Genomic DNA, 22,286 nt, shown 5'->3' on the forward strand with positions numbered 1-22,286 from the left:
ATCGATGGCGCTTCCTAAACAACTTAGTTTAGAAACTTCTGTTTATTTGAAGCCGAGAAGTTTGAGGACGGGCTCGGCAACATTCCGCTTTTTTCCTTCGTTAGGAAAAGCGTGGAAGTAAAGGACGGGATTGAAATTCAATTCGATAATCGAATGGTTTTTTTGGGTGGCAGCTTGATGAGGGAAGGAGAGTAGAATGTCTAGACCACAGATTTTTGCGCCGATTGCTTTAGTAGCAGCGGTAGCAATATCGAAGTAACTGGGGTGGATGTCGTCTGTGACGTCGATTGCATCACCGCCCGTGGAGACATTTGAATTCTCTCGGAGGAAAACTTTCTTGTTTTTGGGAAGAATACTGTTTGGGGTAAGCCTTTGGGAGCGGAGCTTTTCAATTTCGACTTTGGTGAGTCTAAGTTGAATTCTGGAGTGACGGTAGTAGGAGGGATCATGATTCTTCAAATGGACGAGCTCTTTGATTGTGTGGATTCCATCTCCTATGACGTGCGCTGGAATGCGGTAGATCACTCCTTCAACTTTTTCATCGATGACGAGAAAGCGATACTCTTTTCCGCTATGGAATGTTTCTACAAGGATTGAGTAGCCGTGCTGAAAGGCTTCCTTAAGCGCGTCATGGTATCCTTTTTTATCGTGGGCTTTAACGAAGGTGATTCCGATGCCAAAATTGGTTGATTTAGGCTTCACCACGATCTTCTTTTTTTCGTAGAGGGGATAGTCTTGATAGGCCTCGTCGATGGAGTGATATAGATGGCTATCTGGAGTGGAAAAACCATGTTCACGTAGGAGCACTTTTGTGAGGTGCTTATTTTCCATGAGAAGAGAAGCGATGTAGGTGTCTTGACTTGTTTTAGTGGCTTGCTTGACGTATTCGATGTGCTCTCCCTTTTTCAATCGGATGAAATTGTCACTTGGGTCTAACACTTCCACTTCAATTCCGTGTTTGAGGGCCTCTTTCATGAGGATTTGTGTCGAGAGTTCGAGAGTTTCGTGCCCTTCAAGCAAAACTTCTGAAGCTGTTTCCAGAGCTTGTTTATTTTGAAGAGAGGTTAAAACAGTTTGGTCCAATCGTTTTATCTTGTTAGGAGAAACGGATTTCCATTCTTTTTGATGCTTTTTGGCCCACTTGAGTCCAAAGGCTTCGAGGGTTTCGTTTTTTAGAGCTTTCAGGACTTGCGCAGAAGGGGTGAGACTCGCATCCTTGAGTTTTGCTTGCTCTTGATTCAGATTAGACACGTAAGCAGGGCCCAATAAGTGGCTAATAGGTTCCATGTGTTTAAAAATTCGAGCTGCCCATTCTTGAAGCGGAATAGGTTTATGACATTGCAAAAGGAGCCCTTTTTGTCTTCCTAAGAGAGCAACTTTTTGTTGGTTGCCAATCAGTGAGCAACGGATTTCTTCATTGAGCGTAGAGCTTTCTTTGAGCAGGCAGTAGAGGAGAAATTGGTGGAGAAAGAGAAATTGATCTTTTGTGAGCCCTAAAGGATCAAAGGGATTGATATCTATGGCGCGCACTTCTAGATATTCCACTCCTCGGGTTTTCAAGGCGGACAAGGGAGATTCGCCTTTATGGAGGTTCCTTTTTGGGCGAATACGTGCATAATGTTCATTTTCAATTTGAAGGAAATGGTCGTTAATCTGAAGGGGCTCTCCATTTTTCATGGTTCCAATCTTTTGGTACAACGGGCAAGGTGTAGAAATGGCGAATTTCATATCTTTGAGATAGGAGTCAAGGTCTTTGAATGAAATTGTCAGCTGATCTTGAATCCGACTGTAATAACCAAGATAACTCATCCTGATCGATGTTGCATCCGGATGGATGAGAGTATTCCCTTTTTTTGTGAATCCTTGAGGGATTTTGTCTATATAACTTTCATGCATGGCCGGTGAAGCACCAAAAAGATAGGTGAGGAGCCATCCTTCACAGAGAAAATTCCGAATGATTTTAAAGTAGCTGTCATTGATGAAACTTTGCATGCTTTTTTTCGAGCCACTCAAATCGTAGAAAAAGTCCCAAAAACTTTGTGAAAAAGAGAAGTTGAAGTGAAGGCTTGAGATCATTTGGAGTTTTTTTCCATAACGGTAACATAGACCTTTGCGGTAAAGTTCTTTTTCTCGAGCTGCGTTTGAACTGCCGTATCGAGCAATCTGGATATTGTCATTGAGTTCACAAGGCATGGAGTAAGGCCAGAAAAGTTCATTGGAATTGACTTGGGCTGCGTATGCCATCAAGTCATGCAGAAACTTTTTTGCTTTGACAAAAGAAGAAAGGGGAGGAGTGTTCCATTCGAGTTGTGCTTCTCCAAAATCTGTACTGAAGTAGGGGTGGGTTAAGGGAGAACCAAGTGCAATCGGATGGGGTTTTTGACTGAGTTTCCCGTCTTTAGAAATGCGCAGCGTTTCTCTTTCTAATCCGCATTGAAATTCAAACAAAAGTTCTTTGTGTTTTTTTAGTTTGTTTAATTGTTTCATAAAAATAGGTGATTCTTTATTACTCAGTTAAGATTGGTTTGAAAAAATAATGAATTTTCAGCGCTTTGTTTTGTTTGTTTTACTCACTTCATTAGTTGGTTGTGCTGCACTAAAAAAACGGCAAGATGCTCCCACGGTTACTCAAGAGGTTAACTTAAAACCTTCGTTTGATCAAGCCCTTTCAAATGGAGATTTTACAAATGGTGATTGGCCAGAGTGGAATTGGTGGGTTTCGTTTGGAGATGGGCAGCTTTCCGCATTTATGGATCAAGCAATTGCTGACAATCCCGATTTAATGGCCGCCATTTCTCGGGTTCGTTCAAGTGAGCAAGAAGCGCGTAAGGTGCGTTCAGTTTTATTTCCACAATTTAATGCATCTTTTGAAGATGATTATCAGCATTTGAGTAAAGATGCTCTCATTCGCTTTCCACCTTCTCCAGTTCCTGCAGTGGTAAATCAAATCAATTTGAAGCTCAACTTTGAATATGAAATAGATCTTTTTGGAAAAAACCGGGAAACCTATCAAGCAGCAATTGGAGAGGCCCGTGCGCAAAGAGCTGAAATGTCTCAGGCATACCTCATCGTAACTGTTTCTCTCGCTCAGGCCTATTTTGACTTCCAAGTAAACCTTCTCCGTATTGACGCTCAAAAGGAGGTTGTTCAGGCGCAAAAAAAATTGGTAGAACTGACAGAGAAGCGTGTTTTAAACAACTTAGATGATGCCATCACGTTAGAAAAAGCGGTTTCCAATTTACTCAAAGATGAAGAGCTCTTGACTGAGTATGAGAAAAACCTAGCACTGAGTCAGTCCCAAATCAAAATTCTCATGGGACTGAGCCCTGATGATGAAATGAAGTTTCAAATGCCTCAAGCAGAGTATTTACGTCCGTTTCCTCTTCCAGAAAATCTTCCGTTAAACCTTCTTGTTCGCAGACCTGATTTGATGATGCAAATTTGGAAAGTTGAAGCAGCAGCTCATTTAATAGGAGCTGCGCGCGCAGCATTTTTTCCGAATATTAATTTAGCAGCTTTTGCAGGACTTGAGAGTCTGACCTGGGCTAAGCTTTTCAGCATAGAAAGTTTTGCGGGACTTGTGGCTCCAGCAATCAATCTCCCTCTCTTTACCGGTTGGAAGTTAACAGCTGGGCTTGAGCAATCATTTGCAAATTATGATACGGCTGTTTTTGATTACAACTCTCTTATTTTGAAAGCGGCAAAAGAAGTCTCCGATGGAGTGAAAATTTTGCAGGCCTCGAATCGAGAAACAAAGTTTCAAATGGGAGTTGTTGGAAGTTTAAAAAAAGCGACAGATTTAACGTATGCAAGATATGAGAATGGAGTCGATAACTTTTTACAGGTGTTGGAAATGAAGCTAGAACTCCTTCAGCAAGTGATTCGCGAGGTTGATTTGCAAAACATTCGTCATTTATCTGTTCTAAACTTGATTCGAGCTCTAGGAGGAGGATACTACCAGCAAAAGAAGGAGGTCACAGTAAATGAGTGAAGAAAGCATCCCCCTACCTAAAGAAGAGTTAGGGGTGAAAAGGCGACTGGTAATGAAGTGGACTGGGGTTACCATTCTCTTTGCAGGTCTTGTTGTCTTGGCATTATGGCTCTTTTATTACCGCTTTATCGAGTATACTGATGATGCGTATGTCAGCGGAAACCTAGTAGAACTCACTCCACAAGTCGCAGGAATTATTGCCTCTATCAATGTAGATAACACAGACTATGTCGAAGAAGGGCAAGTTCTCATTGAACTGGATAAGACCGATTATATTTTTGCTCTCGAGAAGAGCTGTAATGAGCTCGCAGAAACAGTGCGAGAGGTTGTGCAAATGTTTCTAAAAGTTGAAGAGCTTGAAGCTCAATTGCAGGTGAAAGAGGCTGAACTTATGAAAGCTGAGCAAGACTATGAAAATCGGGTGAATCTCGTGAATATTGGAGCTGTTTCAACAGAAGAATTTGAGCATGTGGAGGCGGCTTTGAAAAGTGCCCGCGCTTCAGCAAAAGAAACCTACCATACTTTGCAAGCTGCTTACGCTCAAGTTCAAGGAACAACTGTTAGAACCCACCCCCTTGTGCGAAAAGGGGCGCAGCAAGTGAAAGATGATTGGGTCAGCCTGCGGCGCTGTGAGATTGTATCGCCTGTTAATGGATACGTTTCCCAGAGAGTGGCACAGCTTGGGGAATGGGTCAATTTAGCTGAACCTTTACTTGCTATTGTACCTCTTGATGAGCTTTGGGTTGATGCGAACTTTAAAGAAACTCAACTATCCGACTTTCGCATTGGTCAAGATGTGAAGTTGCGCGCCGACTTGTATGGATGGAGAGTTACATATCAAGGAAAAGTGATCGGGATAAACCCTGGAACAGGAAACACTTTTTCGATTCTTCCACCTCAAAATGCGACAGGGAACTGGATCAAAATTGTGCAACGTGTTCCCGTACGAATCAGTTTAGATTCCAAGCAACTTGAAAGAAACCCTCTTTGGCTTGGGCTTTCAATGGATGTGACGGTTGATATTAAAGACACGAGTGGGGATAGGCTTTCAGAATACCGTGTTGCAAAGCCGATTTATCGTACTTCGATCTATAGTCAGCAGGAGCTGGGAGCGGATGCTCTAATTGAACAAATCATTTCAAGTAATATAGGTTCTCATGGCACATGAAGAGCTAGAGCCTCTTGTCAGACTTCCCTTGATTTTAGGGGGACTAGCCCTTTCGCTTTGCACTTTCATGCAAGTTCTCGATACATCGATTGCAAATGTTGCCGTTCCTTATATTGCAGGAGATCTCGCTGTGAGCAATGAAGATGGAACTTGGGTGATTACCATGTTTGCTGTGGGGAATGCGATTGCCTTGCCTTTAACTGGATGGTTTACGAAGTGCTTTGGAACGACTCGTGTCATGTTGGTTTCAACAGCTCTTTTCACTTTATTGTCCGTTCTTTGCGCTCTTTCAATGAACATCAATATGCTTGTCTTTATGCGCTTTACTCAGGGTTTTGTTGGAGGTCCACTCATTCCACTTTCTCAGAGTATGCTGATGATGAGTTTTCCCAAGACCAAAAGAAATCTTGGACTGGCTATTTGGCAGATGGTGGCTATTGTCGGCCCGATTGCAGGTCCGATCATCGGAGGGTGGATCACTTACAATTATTCTTGGCCTTGGATCTTTTACATCAATGTTCCTGTTGGGATTTTAGCAAGTATCATCATTTGGAATATTTACAAGTCTCGTGAAACTCCGAGAGAAAAACAGTCGATTGATTGGATAGGACTTGCCCTTTTAGCGATTGGTGTTTCTGCACTTCAAATTCTTTTAGATAAAGGGCAACAATATGACTGGTGGCGTTCAAATACCATTGTTATTTTAGGTATTGTATCAGTTCTTTCCCTACTCTTGTTGGTGATTTGGGTGATGACAGATGAAAATCCAATTGTCGATTTAAAGCTTTTCACTAATCGGAATTTTGCCCTTGGAACAGCTTTAACTGCGATTTCATATATGGTTTTATTTGGAGCTATTGTCATTTCACCTCTCATGCTTCAAACTAACATGGGCTATACTTCAACTTGGGCTGGCCTTGCTGTAGCTTCGATGGGGATTCCAGCTTTCCTCACTGTTCTTTTAGTTGCAAAGTTGATGGATAAGATCTCTTTAAAAGTCCTTATTGCTCTTTCATTTATCTTCTACGCAATCAGCTTTTTCTTTTTTACAAGACTGGATACAAACTCGTCCTTTGAGCTGATATTTTGGTCCCGATTTGTGATGGGAATAGGAATTACTACCTATTTAGCACCGTTGACAGTTTTGAGTTTTGCTCGATTCCCTCATCACCAACTTGCGATGGGCCAAGGAATTTTCCATTTCTTTCGGATTTTTATGGGGGGAGTAGGAGCCTCTCTTTCTGTCACGCTTTGGCAACGACGAGGAGTGCTTCATCACAGCAATTTAGTTGATAGCATCTCTCCCTTTCAGATAGAAAGTAAGCAGATGTTTGCAACTCTTGCTCAAGAGGGAATCGTGGGGAAGCAAGCCCTTCAAGTTGCTGACGATTTGGTTTGGCATCAAGCAGTCATGTTGGGAGCTAATGATGTTTTTTGGGTCAGCATGTGGATTATGATCTTCCTTGTCATTGGGACGATTTTCTTTAAGAAACGGAGGAAGAAGAACGCTACTGTTGAGGTCGCCGCGTCTCATTGATGAGTAAAACACCTCCAATGAGTGCAACGATTGCCCCAATCCAGATCGGAAAGCTTGTGAATAGTGCCATGAGAAATCCACCAATTAAAGCAGTTGCTCCTTCGCCAAAAACTTGAATTGCCATGTTGGTTCCCAAGACTTGTCCTTGAATCCGTTTACTGACGACATTAGAAATCATAAGAGCTGGATAGGCAAATCCAATGGCCATGAATAACCCAACGGGGATGAGTGTTCCAAAGAGGGCATAAGGAGAATTGGGAAGGAGAAAGACAATCAAACTTATTCCCAAAAAGACAGACCCAAAGAGAGCGACCTTGGAAGTCGTCCAAAACTTGGCCATCCACGCAAAAAAAAGGGGGCCGATCACAACAAAAATCGAAAGGTAAGCGTTAGCTTCACCTAGCAGTGAGACATTAAAGCCAAAAACATTGACGAGATAGGCCGAAAAGAAGTTCAAAAAGAAAAAAATCGCGAAGAAAAAGCACATATTGGCCAGATAGATGAATCTCAGCCTCTTGATACGTAAACTATCGATAAATGAAGTGAAAATAGTAAATGGGTGGATCTCAACAGTATGATCTGCTTCATGGGTTTCTTTAAAGCGTTTCAAAACAATGAGAAATCCAACGAAGACAAGAAGTGCTGCACACCAAAAGGGAGTGTCAAAGTGAAACCAAGAAATTAGCTTGGAATCAGCCAATTTTCCTCCGATAAGAGGACCAAAGAAAAAAGCACTGCTACTGAGAGAAACCATCCATCCGAAGTTTTTTGTTTTGGCTTTTTCATCTTCGCTGATGTCGGATATTGCAGCTTGAGCAATAGTGATGTTTCCTTCTAAAAGTCCAACCCATAAACGACTCACGTACATCAAAAAGGGAAGTCGATAAGCGACAGAAAGGGCACATCCAATGTATCCCGGAATGATGGCAAGAAGAGAGATGAGTAGAACAGGTTTACGTCCCCATTTGTCAGAAAGTTTACCCATGATGGGGGCGCCGATAAACTGACCGAGAGGATACATAGAAAAGAGAAGCCCGAGAAGAATGCGCCTTGTGGAAACACTGGTTTCAGGAGAAAGAAAGCTATGATTGAGATCAAGAAAAAGAGGAGGAAAAATCGGAAGGGCGAGAGAAAACCCCAAGTAACCTAAAAAGAGAACAACGAGGACAGGCAATAATCTTTTCATATCCGCATGAGCATAGCTCAGCGGTCGTTTTCCCTCAACTTCCTTAGGTTTTCCTTCATTTTCCTAAGGTCTTTTTGGATCATACTTGTAAAGAAGTGCATTTGATTACTGAGAAACATTTTTTTCTCAAGAGGAGTGAACTTCTTGTAAAACGAATCCCAAAGATTGGGGTTAGGATTTATCGCCTCTTTCTGCTGTAATTCTTGGGAGATTTCCTTGCTCTCCACGATGGGTTCCATAGGGATTTCCTTCTTGTTTGACCATATCAAGCCCCCTCTGGAAAAATTCCTGATCCCCGGCTTGCTTTCTAAACTGGTTTTCTTGGTAAACAGTGACAGTATTGTAGTCGTCGATATTATGAATGATTTGAGGACGAACAAACACAATCACATTCCGTTTTTCCTCTTCTGTTTTGTTTTTACTAAAAGCAGCTCCGATGAGAGGTAACCCTCCTAAGCAGGGAATGCCTGACTGCCGGTGTTTTTTTGTATTACGAACCATTCCGCTCAAGACAAGAAAGCTTTTATCTGGAACGTGGGCTTGTGTTTGCATATCGGTTTTTGTCGTGCGAATTCCATTTGTGTCGGCGAATTGATCAATTGCCTCAGTGATTTCTTGTGTGATGTCAAGTGTGATGACTTCTGTGTCTCCCATGAGAGGGGTGATATTGAGCGTCACTCCTACATCGCGGTATTCGATATTGGCATTTTGGACTGTGTTGTTACCGGTATTTGTGACAACGGATCCCGTAAAAGGGAGGTTGTCACCGACAAAGATATGAGACAGTTTATTGTCTTGTGTGATGATCTTTTGGTTTAAAATGATCGTGCTATTCCCGTCGGCTTCTAATGCAGATACAAGAGAGCCTAAAGAAAAATAGGTTGCACCTTTATGGAGGATAACATCTCCGATAACTCCTAGGTCAAATCCCCTTCCGATAGGGAATTGATTTGTTCCAGTCGGTGGATTCGATGCATCAATTGATTGCAACGTCTTAGCGAAAGGGGATTGACCTGGAGTTGCTGGGAAATTTCCCGTTCCATACCCAAATTTATCTCGATATTTTCCACCCCCACCCCATTCTAAGCCAAAGTCGAGCAGGTTCTTGACATCTGTTTCAATGACTAAAACTTCAATGAAGATTTGTTTTTGGGGGACATCTAAGCTTTGAATCAAATCGGTGAGTTCTTCGGTTCCATCTTGTGGGCCCGTAAAGACAAGAGAATTTGTCGATTGAACCCATTGCATAGAGCTAATCGCGCGCAAAAGAGAAGGTGAACCTTCATCGTATTGTTTCAGATCAGCAGCAACGCGCTTGATAGTTTCTTGAATTTCACCGCCTTGATGATATCTAAGTTTATATATTTGAAACTCGCCTCGTCGTTTTTGGAGCTTATGAATAGGAAGAAGGGATTGGGGGCCTGCTTCATGGTTGACGAGGCGAGTTTCACCTCTCATCGATTGATACTTAGCCCGTTTCATTGCTTTCCAATCGGTGAGCTCCCAGTCTTCCATTCTCTCGACAACGAAGTAGTCTCCTCGCTCCTCTGTTTTGATTCCTTGCTGTTCGAGGAGTTCGATCATGATCTTGAGAATGTTTTCAGGATTGGTCGGCTTTCCAGTGACTAAGCTGATATTAAAGTTTAAGAGTTTTTCATCGTAGATGAAGTTGACACCTGCGATTTTACTCACAAAACGTAAGAATTCGAGAATGGAAACATCTTCAAAATTCACCGAGATTCCAAGTTCATCTTTTTCTGGAGCTGCTGTCTCAAATGTCAATGTTTGGCCTTCGTCAGAGTGGAGGGGGAAGGAGAGGTGGGCAGCGATGGTAAGAAATCCTAAGAGTTTATGACGCATATTCTCGTTTTTTCTGATCATTAATGACTAAAGAAGATTGAATCATAACAGGCTTAGGACATTAGAGATAGTAAATTTTTGATCGTTGTGACTAAGTTTGGTAACACTTGCTCGCGTGAAATTTCATAAGTTTCAGATTTAGAATATTTTGCAAGAAGTTGATCTTTAAGAAAAATTAATGATCACAAATGACTAAAGATGAAAAAAGAAACTCCCCAAAAGGGAGCTTCAATTCGACATGATTAGATCGATCATTCTAAACCGCACGCTCAATAAATGTGACATGTCTCGATGTAAAAAATGGATGGCTTAAAGCTTCATTTGCAGTGAGTCGATTTGTTTCGATTGAAGTTCCCAGTTGAGCCATGAGATCTTTAAGAACAGGACTTATGTGAGTAAGCAAAGGATCTTCTTCTAGGAGAGCTCGAAAACTTTTTGATTGTTCTTTTGCATGTAATTCTTTGTGATTTCTTTTGATCTCTTCCAGAGGCGTGTCGTTTCCAAAATACTTGCACCCTGTGAGCGCCTGATAAGTGAGAAGAAACAAGCCAAAGCTGTCTGTTTTTGCATTTGTATGCCGAGGCTTGCCTTCAACTTCAAAATGGCTTTCAAAAGGAAGTATACCGCCACCGCCTAAGACATGGAGACTTTCCCCTTGATTGAGGAACCCAGCGGTGCCAAAGTCGATAATTTGCATTTGACCTGTTGGCAGTCTGATCACGTTTGCATCTTTTAGGTCTCGATGGACAATTTGCATGTCGTTCATTGCTGCTACTCCCTGAAAGATATCATAGAGCATTCCTTGGACTTCTTCTTCGCTTCTCCTTGGGTTTAATCTGAAGTAGCGTTCTAAATCTAGCGAGCCTTCAGCGTAGTCTCCAATTGTTGCTACAGCATAGAGTTGCCTTCCTTCTTGCAACATATAGCGGTTTTCTATCTGAGCTTGCACTTGATTTTGGTTCATCACTCTAAATGAATTATCAAATGAATCCCAGACAACGAGATGTGTATTAGAGGCAATGTTAGGGTGGTTCAAAGTTAGGTTAATCCACTCTCCACCAACATGGTCTCGATTGAGCTTTAGAGGTTGTTGTGATTGAGGGTGACGAAGTTGCCCAATTGAAAACGTGCGTAAGACCCGTTTTATTTCAGATCCTTCTTGTTGCATCACAAATGCACTCGAATTGAATCCGTTTCCAAGTGTTTGAGCTGAGAATCTGCCAAAGCTTTGACCTATTGTATAAATGACGTTTTGAGGCCATGTTGCAGTTGTGTTGTCGAAATAATCCCTTGTGAAAGAATCAAAAAGGTATGCTCTTCCAATACTTGGTGAAATGAACTGATCGATGTTTGGGAATGGACCATTGTGAGTATAGCCATCAGGGCCATCATTTGGTCTAGATTGAACATTGATAACAATGTTTTCTCTTGCCGGCTTGATGGGTGCATCTGTCTCATCGATATAGCCTCCTCTTTGAATGTGAAAACAATTCATTGCTCCAATTGAATGATGATTGGTTGAAATGGCCATTAAATGAATCTCCCCGAACTTTTTCTATTTGTATAAATGTATAAATTTTAAAAAGCCCTCAAAAGAGGGCTTGCGTTTAGATTGTGGTATCTAGCCAGTTTACTAGGTAATGGCTTAGGAAAAATGGATGTGTCATAGCCTGCTCTGCAGTAATGCGCTCTGCTTTTTTAGCAGTTCCTAGTTGAGCCATTAAGTCTTTTAAGGTCGGACTTACATGAGCAAGTTTGGGATCTTCATTGAGTATTTGTCTGAAAGATTTGTTTTCTTCTTGCTTCAGCTGATCCATTTGCTGACAGCTGACTAATTGCCAGTTAACTTGCTTTGCTCCGTAATAACTCTCTCCGGTGAGAGCGTGATAGGTTAAGAGGAATAAGCCATAACTATCCGTTTTTTTACTTGTGTGAATAGGAGTTCCATAAATGGTAATATTGCTTTCAGGAGGGTGGTAAGAGCGGTCTCCAAAAACGTCGAGTGTTTGCTCGGGATTAAGGATGCCTGCATTGCCGAAGTCGATGATTTGGGCTTGCCTAGATGGGAGGACGATCACATTTGCCGATTTAAGGTCTCGATGAACGATTTGCCTACTATTGAGTTCTGCAACACCTTGAAAAATATCGTGAAGAATCGGTCTTAAAGTCTCTTCGGGAAAATAACGCTCGGTCCGTACCGCATTAGCAAGATCTCTTGATCCTTCAACATACTCCCCAAGAGTTGCAACAGCGTAAATACGTCTTCCTTCAGCTAAGGTATGGCGGTTTTCAACTAATTGTCTAACATCTTCACGACTCATGACTCTAAATGAATTATCTGATGAATCCCAAGCAATGATATGTGAATTGTTGGCTAGATTTGGATGGTTAACTGTTGCGCTCAGCCATTCTCCGCCAACATGGTCGCGGTGGAGTTGATAAGCTTGAGAGAGATGCTCATGACGAAGGCTGCGGATAGGAAATACTCTTAAAACTTGTTTTGCTTGAGAGCCTTCTTGTTGCATCAAGAAAACACTCGAGTTACTCCCATTGCCAAGTCGATCGACTGTCACTCTTCCAAAATGGGTTCCTAATGTATGCATAGCATGATCGGCCCATGTAGTTGTCTGAAGATTAATTTGGCGGAAGCCAAAGGCTTGGCGCAAAGCTGTTCTTTGAAATGAGTCTTGAATATATGGAGCAACAACTGGATATGGGCCGTGATGAAAATAACCTTCTGGGCCGTCTTGTGGTCCCGAAGTGACATTTACATTGATAGGCATTTGCCAGTTAACAGGTGCAGCTTGTAGTCTATCTCCCTCCTCTCTATCATAGCCATTGGTTTCTCCTTCTTCATCGGAATAACCATTGGTATCATAGACTCTGTTTGTTTCAGCAATAGGGTAGCCATCGGTACCATAATGCGTGGTGATTGTATTTTGCCCGTATTCAGGCATGTTATGATGAAATAAATCTTGTATTTGATTGGAAACAGTTGGTACTGCCACGATTAATCTCCCCTAAATCTTTTTTCCTTATATTCGAATATTATATCATAAATATAATTTTATTTTAAATAATAACTTTAAAAATTTAAAATATTAATAATTAAATATTTACGAACGGGATAATATTTAAAACGCTTTATATCAACAATTTGTGTAATTTATATAAACTGAAAGACGAAAAGCACTAAAAATAAGCTTTCAAAACAGCTGAAAAGTTAATCTAAAGGTAGTCCTTAGGGAGAACGAGCTAGGCGATCTATCTTCGTTTGGATTTGAAAGGTAGAAGTTCAAAAGCCCCAGTTTTCGATGGGAATAGGCTCTAGGACGTCGCTTGGGATGAAATGGAAGATCTGAGAGTAAAAGTAAAGCTCTGCATCGAGGGCTTTTTTGATGTTCTCAGCGCTGCGGAAACCATGTTGTTCTCCCTCAAAGAGGAGATAAGACGTGGGAATTCCCTTTTTCTTTAGAGCTTCGAACATCATTTCAGATTGATTGGGAGGGACAATTTTGTCTTCGGCACCTTGAAGAAGGATCACAGGGCAGGAGAGGTTTTCTATATGATAAATCGGCGAGTATTGGATGTAGCGCTTTTTTTGCTCAGGATATTTTCCTACCAATCCATCGAGATAACGGGACTCGAATTTATGCGTATCATCTGTCATAGCAATGAGGTCACTCACTCCATAATAGCTTGCACCGGCTTTGAAGACGTCGCGAAAGGTGAGAGCAGCAAGTGTGGTGTACCCTCCAGCACTTCCCCCTCTAATCGCGAGCCGCTTTGGATCCACTTTTCCTAGTTTAACGAGATAAAGAGCTCCATTTGTGCAATCGTCAACGTCAACAACACCCCAGTTACTTTTGAGCCTTTCTCGGTAGGCGCGTCCATACCCAGTACTTCCCCCATAGTTGACATCTAGAAAAGCAAACCCTCGACTTGTCCAAAACTGAATTTCTAGACTTAAGGAAGCAGTTGAATGAGCTGAAGGGCCTCCATGACTTTTTACAATGAGAGGAGGTTTTTCATTTTGGGGCCCAATAAAATCCTTATTAGTTGGTGGATAATAGAATCCAAAAGCGGTTTGCTCGTTTGCTGTGGGAAATTCAAGTGTTTCTGGTTTAGAAAAGTAATCTGGATCCACCTTTAATTCTTTTGATTTTCGAATGACTGAAAGCTCATTTGTCTCTAGATCATAGGCATAGAAAGCGGAGACTTCAATTGGAGAAGCTGCACTGAAATAAAGAGTTTTTCCACCAACATGAATTTCTCCATAGCTCGTAAATGGAAGGTCAAAGGTTTTTAAGGTGTATTTACTCAAATCGAGAATAGCTAAGTAGTCTGAACCCTTAATCGTATAGGTGCATACAACTTTATATCCTTCATTTGTAGTGATAAAGTCGTAGCGAGACATCCCAAAAACCCACTGAGGATATCCAAATTCAGCATCAAGTGGGTAGCAAGGCTGGATATCTTTTGCTCCAACTTCATAAAGATTCCAAAATCCGGTTCGGTCAGAAATAAAAAATAGGGTTCCATCGGGAGCGAAACGGGGTTGAAAAATAGACTCGCTGTGGCCGCCAGCGATTTTTTTTACTTTTGTTAAAGAGCAGTCTGGGAGAATTTGTGCTTCCCAAAGTTCTGTGCCATCCCAAGGCATATTGGGATGATTCCAAGTGAGAAAGGCAATTTTCGTTCCATCTGGACTTAGGGTAATAGAGGAGTAGAAGTCATAACCACTGTGCAAGGTTTTAACCTCTTTTTCCCCCTTTGCATCAATCACAACAAGGGTATTAACGACGTCATGCTCTGAATTGTGAGTTTCTTCAATGGCATAGATGACCTGATCTTCGAGATCAAATACCGGTTCAGCATAGCGCTTGTTATTTGCAGTTGTGAGCTGTTTGACTGTCCCATCAGGAGATTGTGAGTAAAAGTGTTGATCGGAAAAGTTAGTGAAGTAAAGGGTTCCATCATGAACTGTAAACGATCCTCCACCATATTCATGAACGCGAGTGCGTACGTTGTAGGGATCAGAGCTTACATCGACGCCTTTTCCATTTTGCCACTTTAAGACAACGGAGCGTCCTTTCTCGGCTGGTCGAATCTCATTCCAATACAAAGTTTCCCCATCAAGTACAATATTCCCCAGTTTAAGTGATGACTCAACGATTAGAGAAGAAGTGATAGGAGATTTCCAAGATCCGTAAGGCTCAACTTTAGCATTTGCCATAAGTGCTCCGCAGGTTAAGGTCATGAGAAAAAGTAAGATGTGTTTATACATGTGCAAATCCTAATGAATTGAGCTCATTTTCACAAGCGGTTTTCTTCTTTAAACGCTTTACCTTGCCACTCTTCTGCAGGATACTTGAGGGCGTTGATTTTGAGTTTGTTTTGGGCAGCTTCAAGGAGGTCAATATCAAATTTCATAGCGAGGAGAACGAGGTTATTGAAAACATCTGCCATTTCTTCTCTTACCCGAGCGGCGATTTTGGGATCATTCATCACATGCATGCACTCTTCTGCAGTGTACCAGCGAAAGATTTCTGTGAGCTCTCCTACTTCTGTGACAAGAGAAAGAAGTAAGTTTTTGGGGTTGTGGTATTGATCCCAATTGCGCTCTTTGACGAATGCGGCCATTTTTTCTTTGAGTAACTTCATGACTTACCTCCTAAAAAACCCCTATTGTAATATACAATGATAAAAGAATCATGGAAATTTAGGAGATCTTTTGTCCCTACCTCTTGTAGTCCTGATCTTAGTATTTTTGGGGATTGCCCTTAGGCAGCTGTTTCGTATCCCACTTCGCATTTGGCACATCATGGGCCTTGGAGCTTGCCTGGTCCTCTTGACGGGTAGAATTTCTTTTATTTCTGCTTGGCATTCGATCGACTGGGGGATTATTGGTTTTCTTTTTGGTATGTTTGTTGTTGGTCAGGCGTTGGAGGAAAGTGGATATCTGTCGGAAATTGTCGCAAAATTTATGTTGCATGGAGGAACGACCCCCCGACTTGTGGCTTTGATCGTCTTTGGACTAGGCCTTTTGTCAGCCGTTTTGATGAATGATACACTTGCGATTATGGGAACTCCTATTTTGCTCTGTGTTGCACACCGGAGAGGTTTGCCCTCCCATCCTTTACTCTTGGGGCTTGCTTTTGCCATTACGATTGGAAGCGTCATGTCTCCAATTGGAAATCCGCAAAATCTTTTAATAGCCTTGAGCGCTTCGATTAAAAATCCGTTTGTGACGTTTCTTGCTTATCTCGCTGTTCCCACTCTTCTTTCTCTCATTGTTCTCTATTTTTGGATTCTAAAAACGATCAAGCCGGTTTCTGGATTTGATGATCCGCCGCATGCCTCAGAGCCCTACAACCGAAGGCTCATGCTTTTTTGTCGGATTGCGCTCCTGACAATTATCAGCTTGATTGGGCTGAATATTGTCTTTTCTCTATTGGGGGTAGATTTCTCAATGCCGCTTCCAGCCATTGCTCTTATTCCTGCTTTATTTCTCCTCATCTTTGCTCCAAAGAGAAGGGAGGTTTTGCTAAGACTCGATTGGCATACTCTGATCTTTTTCATTGCGATGTTTATCCTGATGCAAAGTGTCTGGGAGACCTCTTCAATCCAAGCGGTTTTAAGTCACATCTCATTTCTATCTGATTCAACAGGAGGAATTCTTTCGGTTGGAATTTTAGCAAGCCAATTGATTTCAAATGTGCCCCTTGTAGCGCTTTATCTTCCAACGCTCGAATCACTTTCTCAATCAAACGGATTTTACATGGCCTTAGCAGCAGGAAGTACTCTTGCAGGGAACTTGTTAATTTTTGGGGCAGCAAGCAATTTAATCATCATTCAAAATGCAGAAAAACGGGGAGAAAAGGGAATCGATTTCTTTGAGTTTGCAAAGCATGGTATTCCCCTTACTTTCATCACGTTTCTCATTTACTGGGGTTATCTTGCGCTCTTAACCTAAGCTTCGGGTTTCTTTCATTCATTCTCAGGGATTGTTCTCTTTCTCCTGAGACTGAGCAAAATAAACCCAGAGTTCTCGTTCTTAACGTAAGTAGTGGGTCCCTTTCCTCAGACTGAAATCTGCGCAAAAATAGGTCACAAGAAAAAGGGCAAAGGTGAAGATGGCTGCAGGGAAGAAGTTGATATCAGTGTTTCCTAAGATTCCTTCTCGCACGCCATTGATGATGTAAAAAAGAGGATTGAAGTGAGAGACTGTTTGCCAGAAAGGGTGGAGGTTTTTCAAAGTGAAAAAGACCCCTCCAAGGTAAATGAGAGGGAGAAGGATAAGAGCGCTTACAGCCCCAATATGTTCAAAACTGCGAGACAACATGCCGATTGCTACACCTAGAAAACCAAAAGAAAGCCCTCCAACGATAAGAAAATAGGATAAGATGATAGGATGGGCAATGGTTAACATATGTCCATCTGTGAAAAAGAAAAACGTTTGGCCAACGAGATAAGTGATGAGGCCCACGAGCAATCCTCTGACAAGAGAGGCTAAGGTCTTTGCCCAAACAATTTGTTGCCTCGATAGGGGGACAGTGCGGAGATCTTGAAGTTCATTGACGTACTTAGGGCCCATGATAGCGCTAGTTGAATTGTCGAAAGCATTTTTGATGACTGACATGGCAATGAGCCCTGGAATGAGGAAAGCAAGGTAGGGAACCTCATCAGGAGAGCGAATCGAATTGCCTAAACTGACCCCAAAGATCATTAAGTAGAGCGCAGAGTTGACAATGGGAGCGCCAATTGTTTGGAGGGGTACTTTAAAAAAGCGGGCAACTTCACGGATAAATAAGCCTTTCAGTTGAATAAGAGAGCTCATTCTTCCTCGCTGTTTAGGATATTTTCCATCACATCCTCTAATGTGCCAGGCTCGACCTGGAGATCGAGAACTTCATCATAGGGGATCGCGATTTTGGCTAACAGTTCCTGGATGCCCATTTTGGGTGGAATCCGGAAATGAAGATAGGTGGCATCAATCGATTCTAGAAGGGGATGAGAAAAAGATGTTTTGGGCGTTTTGAGCATGAGCGAAACACGCTTTGAGGAGTGCTGCTCAAGCAAGGCATCGACTTTGTCGACGCGCCTAAGTCGTCCATGTTGTAGAATTCCGATCCGATCGCAGAGTTGCTCAGCTTCTTCAAGATAGTGAGTGGTGAGCAAGATCGAAATGTTTTTGCTTTTGAGTTCATGAATGAACTCCCAAAGCGAATTGCGCAATTCGAGATCGACACCTGCTGAGGGTTCATCGAGAAGAAGCAACTTAGGCTCATGAATAAGTGCTTTCGCAATCATCAGTCGTCTTTTCATCCCACCACTGAGTTGGTTGACCATTTTTTTGCGGTGAACGTAGAGGTCGAGTTTGTGGAGGAGATATGAGAAATCACTCATCTTTTTTTGGATTCCATAATATTGAGCATGATAGAAGAGAATTTGCTCTACATTGAAAAAGCCATGATGGACGAGCTCTTGAGGAACATAGCCAATGAATGTTTTTGCTGTTTTAGGTTTTAACTCAGGGTTGATGCCAAAGACTTCAATGGTGCCGCTGGTAGCATTTTGAAGGGTCATGATTGTCGAAATGATTGTCGTTTTTCCAGCTCCATTCGGGCCGAGAAGACCAAAAACCTCTCCAGGCTGAATCGAAAAGGAGACTTGGTCGACGGCTGTTTTGGAGCTATATTTTTTGGTCAGATTTTTGACGAGGAGAGGATCGGGATTTTTCATCGCCGCCCTTTTTTCTTTTTGAGTTCTTTCCGGTCGAGGAGAAGGTGACACCAGTCGGCAAGACAGATTCCAGCGAGGCCATATAAGATGTAAAGCTCATACTGTTTGTAAAACTTGAGTAAGGATGACTGAGTGGGCAGAGTTTTATAGATGACAAGAAAGAGTAAGCAGCCCCAAGCAGCGAGCCAAAGAATCCTTGTTGCAGATCCAAAAATGACGTGATGGGATAGTCCACGGTGGCTAAAAAATTGAGCATAAGAGCGAAAGGGAAGACTAAATAAACCTCGCAACGAAAAGAGACGGATCTGGTAAGCAAGATCCATGTCTGGACTCATGAAGAGAGTGCTATAAGTAAATGTTCCGGCAAAGGTGAGGAGCAAATAGTAATGGGGGTGTAAGAAGTAAAAGGCTACAGCTAGGAGCACTGGAAGGGCTACGAAGATGTTAAACTTTGAATGTTCTTTATACTGAGACATAATTCAAAGTTTAACATCTTGGAAATTTTTTTTAAACATGGGTGTTGATAGAATCAAACAATTTTTGAAGTTGGTTGAGGATTTGAATGATTTCAAGATGGAAAACCAATCAGTTCGATGGCGCGCTGGTGTAAGAAACTCACATGAGAGATCTGACCGGAAATACTAGACCATCGAATCACCGAATAGATAAATAATAGGGAAGATACTATAGCAACTAAAACCGCAAAAGAGCGTTCATCTTCATGAGACGAAGTCACAGCTGCAATTGAAGTAAGGATACCAAGCGCAAGTGTTGTTACAGTGGCAATGCGCCATAACCATAAACTACCTGAAAGATCAGAGAGTTTTTTCCCAAATTCATTTGAAAGTTTTAAGAGTTCTTCAACCGAGCTAACTGTTAGAGATGCTGTTGTCTGACTGCTGATATCAACCATGATATTTCTCCAATAATGGAACCTGAATTTTAAGTTTTTTCCCTCAGAATGGACCACTTGGCCCTGCCATCTAAAAAAATACCAAGAATTTATGAAAACTCTCTCCTGAGACTAAAAAATAAATCCAGGGTTCAGGTTAGTGGAGAAAATTTTAGATCAAATCTTCTTTAAATTCAAGATTTGATAAAAGAGTGCTCAGATGAGTGAGGAGTGTGGTATCTGATGTGATTGGATGAATTTGGGCAAGTTGTTTTTCAAGCATTTTCATTCCACTCCATACATAGAGCTGCTTTTGAAGGTGAGCATTGCCTTCTAATTCTCTATGAAAAGAATTTTTTTGAGCTTGAATGGAATGTGTCATCGATTACCTAAAAAATTGTTTTCCTAGAAGGAATTTTACTCGCTTTAAGGGTAAAAATCAATGAAGAAGCGTAACAATTTCAGCATCTTCAACTTGATGAAATGCCTCGTAAAATTGAGAGACTGCCATAAAGTCTTCCACCGGGTTTAAACAAATAATTTGATCGACGGCAGGGTTTAAAAATTCGAGAGAACTGGGTGGAGCGATAGGAATGGCAACAACAATTTTTTTGGCGCCCTCGCTTTTAGTAGAAAGGGCTGCGGCCATCATGGTGGCCCCTGTTGCAATCCCATCGTCGACAAGAACGACAATTTTCCCCTTGATAGAGGGTGCTGGTCGCTCCTTTCTATAGAGAGTAAGTCGCCTTGCAGCTTCTTTTTTTTCAGTTTGAATGGTTTCCTCTAGATAGGTTTTGGAGACGCCAAGTGCTTGAATCAACGATTCATTAAAGTAGCCCTTCCCAGTTTCGGAGATGGCTCCGAGAGCAAGTTCAGGATTAAATGGGGCTCCAATTTTTCGAGTCATGACAAGATCGAATGGGAGTTTTAAAATCCGCGAGATTTCTGCTGCTAAGACAACTCCTCCACGAGCAAGTCCTAAGATCAAGACATCTGGGCTTTCTTTGTACTCTTTGAGCCTTTCCGCAAGTTTAGCTCCAGCATCTTTTCGATCTTTATAAATCATGGCGGATTCTCTTTTGGATCTGAATTTCGAGGAATTCTTCAAGTTCGGGATAACGCTTTGAAAGGAACTCTTTAAGGTCATCAGTGGCGTCATAGAATTCGCTTGCAGTTGGATAGGTTGGGGGGATTAATCGGAATTCTCCAACGTCTATGAGTGAGGCGCGTCCATCCATGAATCCAATGTTCCGGTTGCAGTTGTTATCAAAGTCGGAGATGCCGCTTTTGCTTCGCGTAATGAGAAGGTCGAGAATAGAGCCAATCGCCTGTTTACACTCTTTCATTTTGTTTTCTTGAAGAAGATGATCTAGGTAATTCAAAACGGTGATGGCTTTTCTTTGAACGAGAAATTCCATGTTATCTAAGTCAACGGTGACTTTTCCACCATTGATGGGGAGAAGAGTGACTTTTCGATGGAGGTTATGGGTTTTATTTAAATGGAGGTAAAGAAGGCCTGTTCGGTCGGAAAAGTGGTTGTAGCCAATGAGGTAACTCATGAAGGTTTGATTGCGCAAATGAGTCCGTCTTTCGACTTTTGCTGACTGAATCATGTTAAGGTAGGGAATTTTCGTGAAAGGCCAAACGTTAAAGATAGAACGGATGTGCATGTGTTTTTGTTTAAAAAACTTGAGGACGAGTTTTCCATCTTCACTTTCAAACGCGTAGCATTCTTTGCCACTCCCCAGGTAGCGAAAGGTTTGGGAGCTGATCTCATTGAGAAGACTTTCTTGCTCGGAAGTTAAAGGACCAATGTCCCACTTGGGATGATATTCGTGATAGGAAACGATTTTTTTGAGGCAAAACCCCTTAGTGCGTTTGATAAAGTTCACGTAGAGGAAAAGAGAGGCAAAAAGTGTGAGTGAAAAGAGAGCGCAGGAGATAAAGAGCCTTTTTTTCATGATGCTAACTCACCATAAAATTGACATGTAAACATGATTTGAATAGCAGGATAGTCTCATAGTTACTCTCTGATTTGGTTAATCATGTCCTTAATGAGGGTTGCCACATCAGATTCGTATTCTGGATGATGGGCTACTGTCCAGTCTAGCAATTGGTGGGAGACGTGAGAGAGCTCGTCGCGCATTTCCTTGGCACTTTTACGTTTCTCAAGAGGACACAACTCTCCAATGTCAATTTCAATTGCTTGATTGTCGATGAAACCAAAGTTTTTGAAGAATTGGAGATCTTTATCGAAGTACCCCTTTTCCATGCGCCTCGTGATAACTGTCAAAAGTGAGGCGATGCTTTCTAAGGCATCTTCTCGCTTCCCAGAGGAAAAAAGGAGGTCTAATCTTTTGTACCCGACTTCTGCTGTTTTCTGAATTAAAAACTCCATTTGGTCGATGGGGACGATTTGCCTTTGTCCATTTTGGTCAACCAAGATCACCTCTTGATGGAACTGATCTGTTTTGTTGAGATGCAAGTAAAACAGCCCGGTCTCTTTTTTAAGATGCTCGTAGGCGATTTTGTAACTCGTGAAGGATTTGTCACGTTCTCGTTTGCGGCGTAAGTACTTTTTCTTGGGATACAAAACCATTTTCGCAGGCATGGGAAGAAAGTCGATGAAAGATTGGGTGCGCATGTGCTTTTGTTTAAAAAATTTCAAAACATACTGTTCGTCTTCACTAAGAAAGGCATAGCAGTGGTTTCCACTTCCAAGGTAGGTGAAGGGGTGGGCAAAGAGTTCTTTGAGTTGAGACTCATGTGAAGCAGATAAAGAGGTAGTTTCCCAGCGGGGGTCATTGTCATAGTAGGACTGGATTTTCTTTAGAGTGAATCCTTTTGGCCTTTCGCAGCCTGAGAAGGCTAGGAGGAGAGAGCATGCAGAGAGCAGTTGGAGCATTT

At 42.0% G+C, this 22,286-nt stretch carries 19 protein-coding genes; 4 read left to right on the plus strand and 15 right to left on the minus strand.

Annotated features, from left to right (window positions below):
- Positions 1–42: 42 nt before the first annotated feature.
- On the minus strand, positions 43–2,487 hold the full coding sequence (gshA, locus tag SNE_RS05615) for a glutamate--cysteine ligase (RefSeq protein ID WP_013943394.1): 2,445 nt from the start codon (positions 2,485–2,487) through the stop codon (positions 43–45).
- A 49-nt stretch (positions 2,488–2,536) separates the two neighbouring features.
- Here gshA and SNE_RS05620 point away from each other — a divergent pair, with 49 nt between their 5' ends.
- The 3 genes from SNE_RS05620 to SNE_RS05630 are packed head-to-tail and all read left to right on the plus strand — an operon-like array spanning position 2,537 to position 6,696.
- Positions 2,537–3,991 (plus strand): efflux transporter outer membrane subunit, encoded by a 1,455-nt coding sequence (locus SNE_RS05620; RefSeq protein WP_013943395.1) that lies wholly within the window; start codon positions 2,537–2,539, stop codon positions 3,989–3,991.
- Complete coding sequence (locus tag SNE_RS05625) at positions 3,984–5,159, plus strand: HlyD family secretion protein (protein WP_013943396.1); 1,176 nt, start codon at positions 3,984–3,986, stop codon at positions 5,157–5,159. Before SNE_RS05620 ends, SNE_RS05625 begins: the two co-directional genes overlap by 8 nt.
- On the plus strand, positions 5,149–6,696 hold the full coding sequence (locus SNE_RS05630) for a DHA2 family efflux MFS transporter permease subunit (RefSeq protein ID WP_013943397.1): 1,548 nt from the start codon (positions 5,149–5,151) through the stop codon (positions 6,694–6,696). Before SNE_RS05625 ends, SNE_RS05630 begins: the two co-directional genes overlap by 11 nt.
- Here SNE_RS05630 and SNE_RS05635 read toward each other — a convergent pair.
- From SNE_RS05635 to SNE_RS05660, 6 genes are all read right to left on the minus strand, one after another.
- On the minus strand, positions 6,668–7,882 hold the full coding sequence (locus SNE_RS05635; RefSeq protein WP_013943398.1) for an MFS transporter: 1,215 nt from the start codon (positions 7,880–7,882) through the stop codon (positions 6,668–6,670). The two genes, SNE_RS05630 and SNE_RS05635, sit on opposite strands and share 29 nt — an antisense overlap.
- 171 nt (positions 7,883–8,053) lie before the next feature.
- Positions 8,054–9,742 (minus strand): secretin N-terminal domain-containing protein, encoded by a 1,689-nt coding sequence (locus SNE_RS05640; protein WP_041418830.1) that lies wholly within the window; start codon positions 9,740–9,742, stop codon positions 8,054–8,056.
- Between the two features lie 256 nt (positions 9,743–9,998).
- Entirely contained in the window at positions 9,999–11,273 is a 1,275-nt protein-coding gene (locus SNE_RS05645; protein WP_013943400.1) for a protein kinase domain-containing protein, read from the minus strand.
- Positions 11,274–11,349: 76 nt separating this feature from the next.
- Positions 11,350–12,750 carry a protein kinase domain-containing protein gene (locus SNE_RS05650; protein ID WP_148258964.1) on the minus strand — a complete coding sequence of 467 codons (1,401 nt, stop codon included), beginning with the start codon at positions 12,748–12,750 and terminating at the stop codon, positions 11,350–11,352.
- 287 nt (positions 12,751–13,037) lie between these two features.
- Positions 13,038–15,029 (minus strand): S9 family peptidase, encoded by a 1,992-nt coding sequence (locus tag SNE_RS05655; protein WP_013943402.1) that lies wholly within the window; start codon positions 15,027–15,029, stop codon positions 13,038–13,040.
- A gap of 29 nt (positions 15,030–15,058) precedes the next feature.
- Positions 15,059–15,406 (minus strand): nucleotide pyrophosphohydrolase, encoded by a 348-nt coding sequence (locus SNE_RS05660; protein WP_013943403.1) that lies wholly within the window; start codon positions 15,404–15,406, stop codon positions 15,059–15,061.
- Between the two features lie 70 nt (positions 15,407–15,476).
- Here SNE_RS05660 and SNE_RS05665 point away from each other — a divergent pair, with 70 nt between their 5' ends.
- Positions 15,477–16,718 carry an ArsB/NhaD family transporter gene (locus tag SNE_RS05665; protein WP_041418832.1) on the plus strand — a complete coding sequence of 414 codons (1,242 nt, stop codon included), beginning with the start codon at positions 15,477–15,479 and terminating at the stop codon, positions 16,716–16,718.
- 81 nt (positions 16,719–16,799) lie between these two features.
- Here SNE_RS05665 and SNE_RS05670 read toward each other — a convergent pair whose 3' ends face one another.
- The 8 genes from SNE_RS05670 to SNE_RS05705 form a co-directional block, all read right to left on the minus strand.
- Complete coding sequence (locus SNE_RS05670; protein ID WP_013943405.1) at positions 16,800–17,582, minus strand: ABC transporter permease; 783 nt, start codon at positions 17,580–17,582, stop codon at positions 16,800–16,802.
- A complete protein-coding gene (locus SNE_RS05675; protein ID WP_013943406.1) occupies positions 17,579–18,487 on the minus strand; it encodes an ABC transporter ATP-binding protein in 909 nt (302 codons plus the stop codon). Before SNE_RS05675 ends, SNE_RS05670 begins: the two co-directional genes overlap by 4 nt.
- On the minus strand, positions 18,484–18,963 hold the full coding sequence (locus tag SNE_RS05680) for a DUF2227 family putative metal-binding protein (protein ID WP_013943407.1): 480 nt from the start codon (positions 18,961–18,963) through the stop codon (positions 18,484–18,486). Before SNE_RS05680 ends, SNE_RS05675 begins: the two co-directional genes overlap by 4 nt.
- Before the next feature lie 92 nt (positions 18,964–19,055).
- Positions 19,056–19,400: a hypothetical protein gene (locus SNE_RS05685; protein WP_013943408.1), complete on the minus strand. Its 345-nt coding sequence runs from the start codon at positions 19,398–19,400 to the stop codon at positions 19,056–19,058.
- A gap of 151 nt (positions 19,401–19,551) precedes the next feature.
- Positions 19,552–19,761 carry a hypothetical protein gene (locus SNE_RS05690; protein ID WP_013943409.1) on the minus strand — a complete coding sequence of 70 codons (210 nt, stop codon included), beginning with the start codon at positions 19,759–19,761 and terminating at the stop codon, positions 19,552–19,554.
- Between the two features lie 57 nt (positions 19,762–19,818).
- Positions 19,819–20,445 carry a phosphoribosyltransferase gene (locus SNE_RS05695; RefSeq protein WP_013943410.1) on the minus strand — a complete coding sequence of 209 codons (627 nt, stop codon included), beginning with the start codon at positions 20,443–20,445 and terminating at the stop codon, positions 19,819–19,821.
- Complete coding sequence (locus tag SNE_RS05700; RefSeq protein ID WP_013943411.1) at positions 20,435–21,340, minus strand: hypothetical protein; 906 nt, start codon at positions 21,338–21,340, stop codon at positions 20,435–20,437. Before SNE_RS05700 ends, SNE_RS05695 begins: the two co-directional genes overlap by 11 nt.
- A 62-nt stretch (positions 21,341–21,402) precedes the next feature.
- The gene (locus tag SNE_RS05705) at positions 21,403–22,284 is read right to left on the minus strand and encodes a hypothetical protein (protein WP_041418833.1); all 882 of its coding nucleotides are present in this window, start codon (positions 22,282–22,284) and stop codon (positions 21,403–21,405) included.
- Between the last annotated feature and the right edge of the window lie 2 nt (positions 22,285–22,286).

The organism is Simkania negevensis Z (genome assembly GCF_000237205.1).
Lineage (GTDB): Bacteria > Chlamydiota > Chlamydiia > Chlamydiales > Simkaniaceae > Simkania > Simkania negevensis.

What these genes read in the sequence shown, in the direction of transcription:
- SNE_RS05655 (WP_013943402.1), bottom strand. Translation starts at nt 15,029, where the DNA reads ATGTATAAACACATCTTACTTTTTCTCATGACCTTAACCTGCGGAGCA.
- SNE_RS05640 (WP_041418830.1), bottom strand. Translation starts at nt 9,742, where the DNA reads ATGCGTCATAAACTCTTAGGATTTCTTACCATCGCTGCCCACCTCTCC.
- SNE_RS05680 (WP_013943407.1), bottom strand. Translation starts at nt 18,963, where the DNA reads ATGTCTCAGTATAAAGAACATTCAAAGTTTAACATCTTCGTAGCCCTT.
- SNE_RS05635 (WP_013943398.1), bottom strand. Translation starts at nt 7,882, where the DNA reads ATGAAAAGATTATTGCCTGTCCTCGTTGTTCTCTTTTTAGGTTACTTG.
- SNE_RS05690 (WP_013943409.1), bottom strand. Translation starts at nt 19,761, where the DNA reads ATGACACATTCCATTCAAGCTCAAAAAAATTCTTTTCATAGAGAATTA.
- SNE_RS05645 (WP_013943400.1), bottom strand. Translation starts at nt 11,273, where the DNA reads ATGGCCATTTCAACCAATCATCATTCAATTGGAGCAATGAATTGTTTT.
- SNE_RS05695 (WP_013943410.1), bottom strand. Translation starts at nt 20,445, where the DNA reads ATGATTTATAAAGATCGAAAAGATGCTGGAGCTAAACTTGCGGAAAGG.
- gshA (WP_013943394.1), bottom strand. Translation starts at nt 2,487, where the DNA reads ATGAAACAATTAAACAAACTAAAAAAACACAAAGAACTTTTGTTTGAA.
- SNE_RS05670 (WP_013943405.1), bottom strand. Translation starts at nt 17,582, where the DNA reads ATGAGCTCTCTTATTCAACTGAAAGGCTTATTTATCCGTGAAGTTGCC.
- SNE_RS05660 (WP_013943403.1), bottom strand. Translation starts at nt 15,406, where the DNA reads ATGAAGTTACTCAAAGAAAAAATGGCCGCATTCGTCAAAGAGCGCAAT.
- SNE_RS05705 (WP_041418833.1), bottom strand. Translation starts at nt 22,284, where the DNA reads ATGCTCCAACTGCTCTCTGCATGCTCTCTCCTCCTAGCCTTCTCAGGC.
- SNE_RS05700 (WP_013943411.1), bottom strand. Translation starts at nt 21,340, where the DNA reads ATGAAAAAAAGGCTCTTTATCTCCTGCGCTCTCTTTTCACTCACACTT.
- SNE_RS05630 (WP_013943397.1), top strand. Translation starts at nt 5,149, where the DNA reads ATGGCACATGAAGAGCTAGAGCCTCTTGTCAGACTTCCCTTGATTTTA.
- SNE_RS05685 (WP_013943408.1), bottom strand. Translation starts at nt 19,400, where the DNA reads ATGGTTGATATCAGCAGTCAGACAACAGCATCTCTAACAGTTAGCTCG.
- SNE_RS05620 (WP_013943395.1), top strand. Translation starts at nt 2,537, where the DNA reads ATGAATTTTCAGCGCTTTGTTTTGTTTGTTTTACTCACTTCATTAGTT.
- SNE_RS05625 (WP_013943396.1), top strand. Translation starts at nt 3,984, where the DNA reads ATGAGTGAAGAAAGCATCCCCCTACCTAAAGAAGAGTTAGGGGTGAAA.
- SNE_RS05675 (WP_013943406.1), bottom strand. Translation starts at nt 18,487, where the DNA reads ATGAAAAATCCCGATCCTCTCCTCGTCAAAAATCTGACCAAAAAATAT.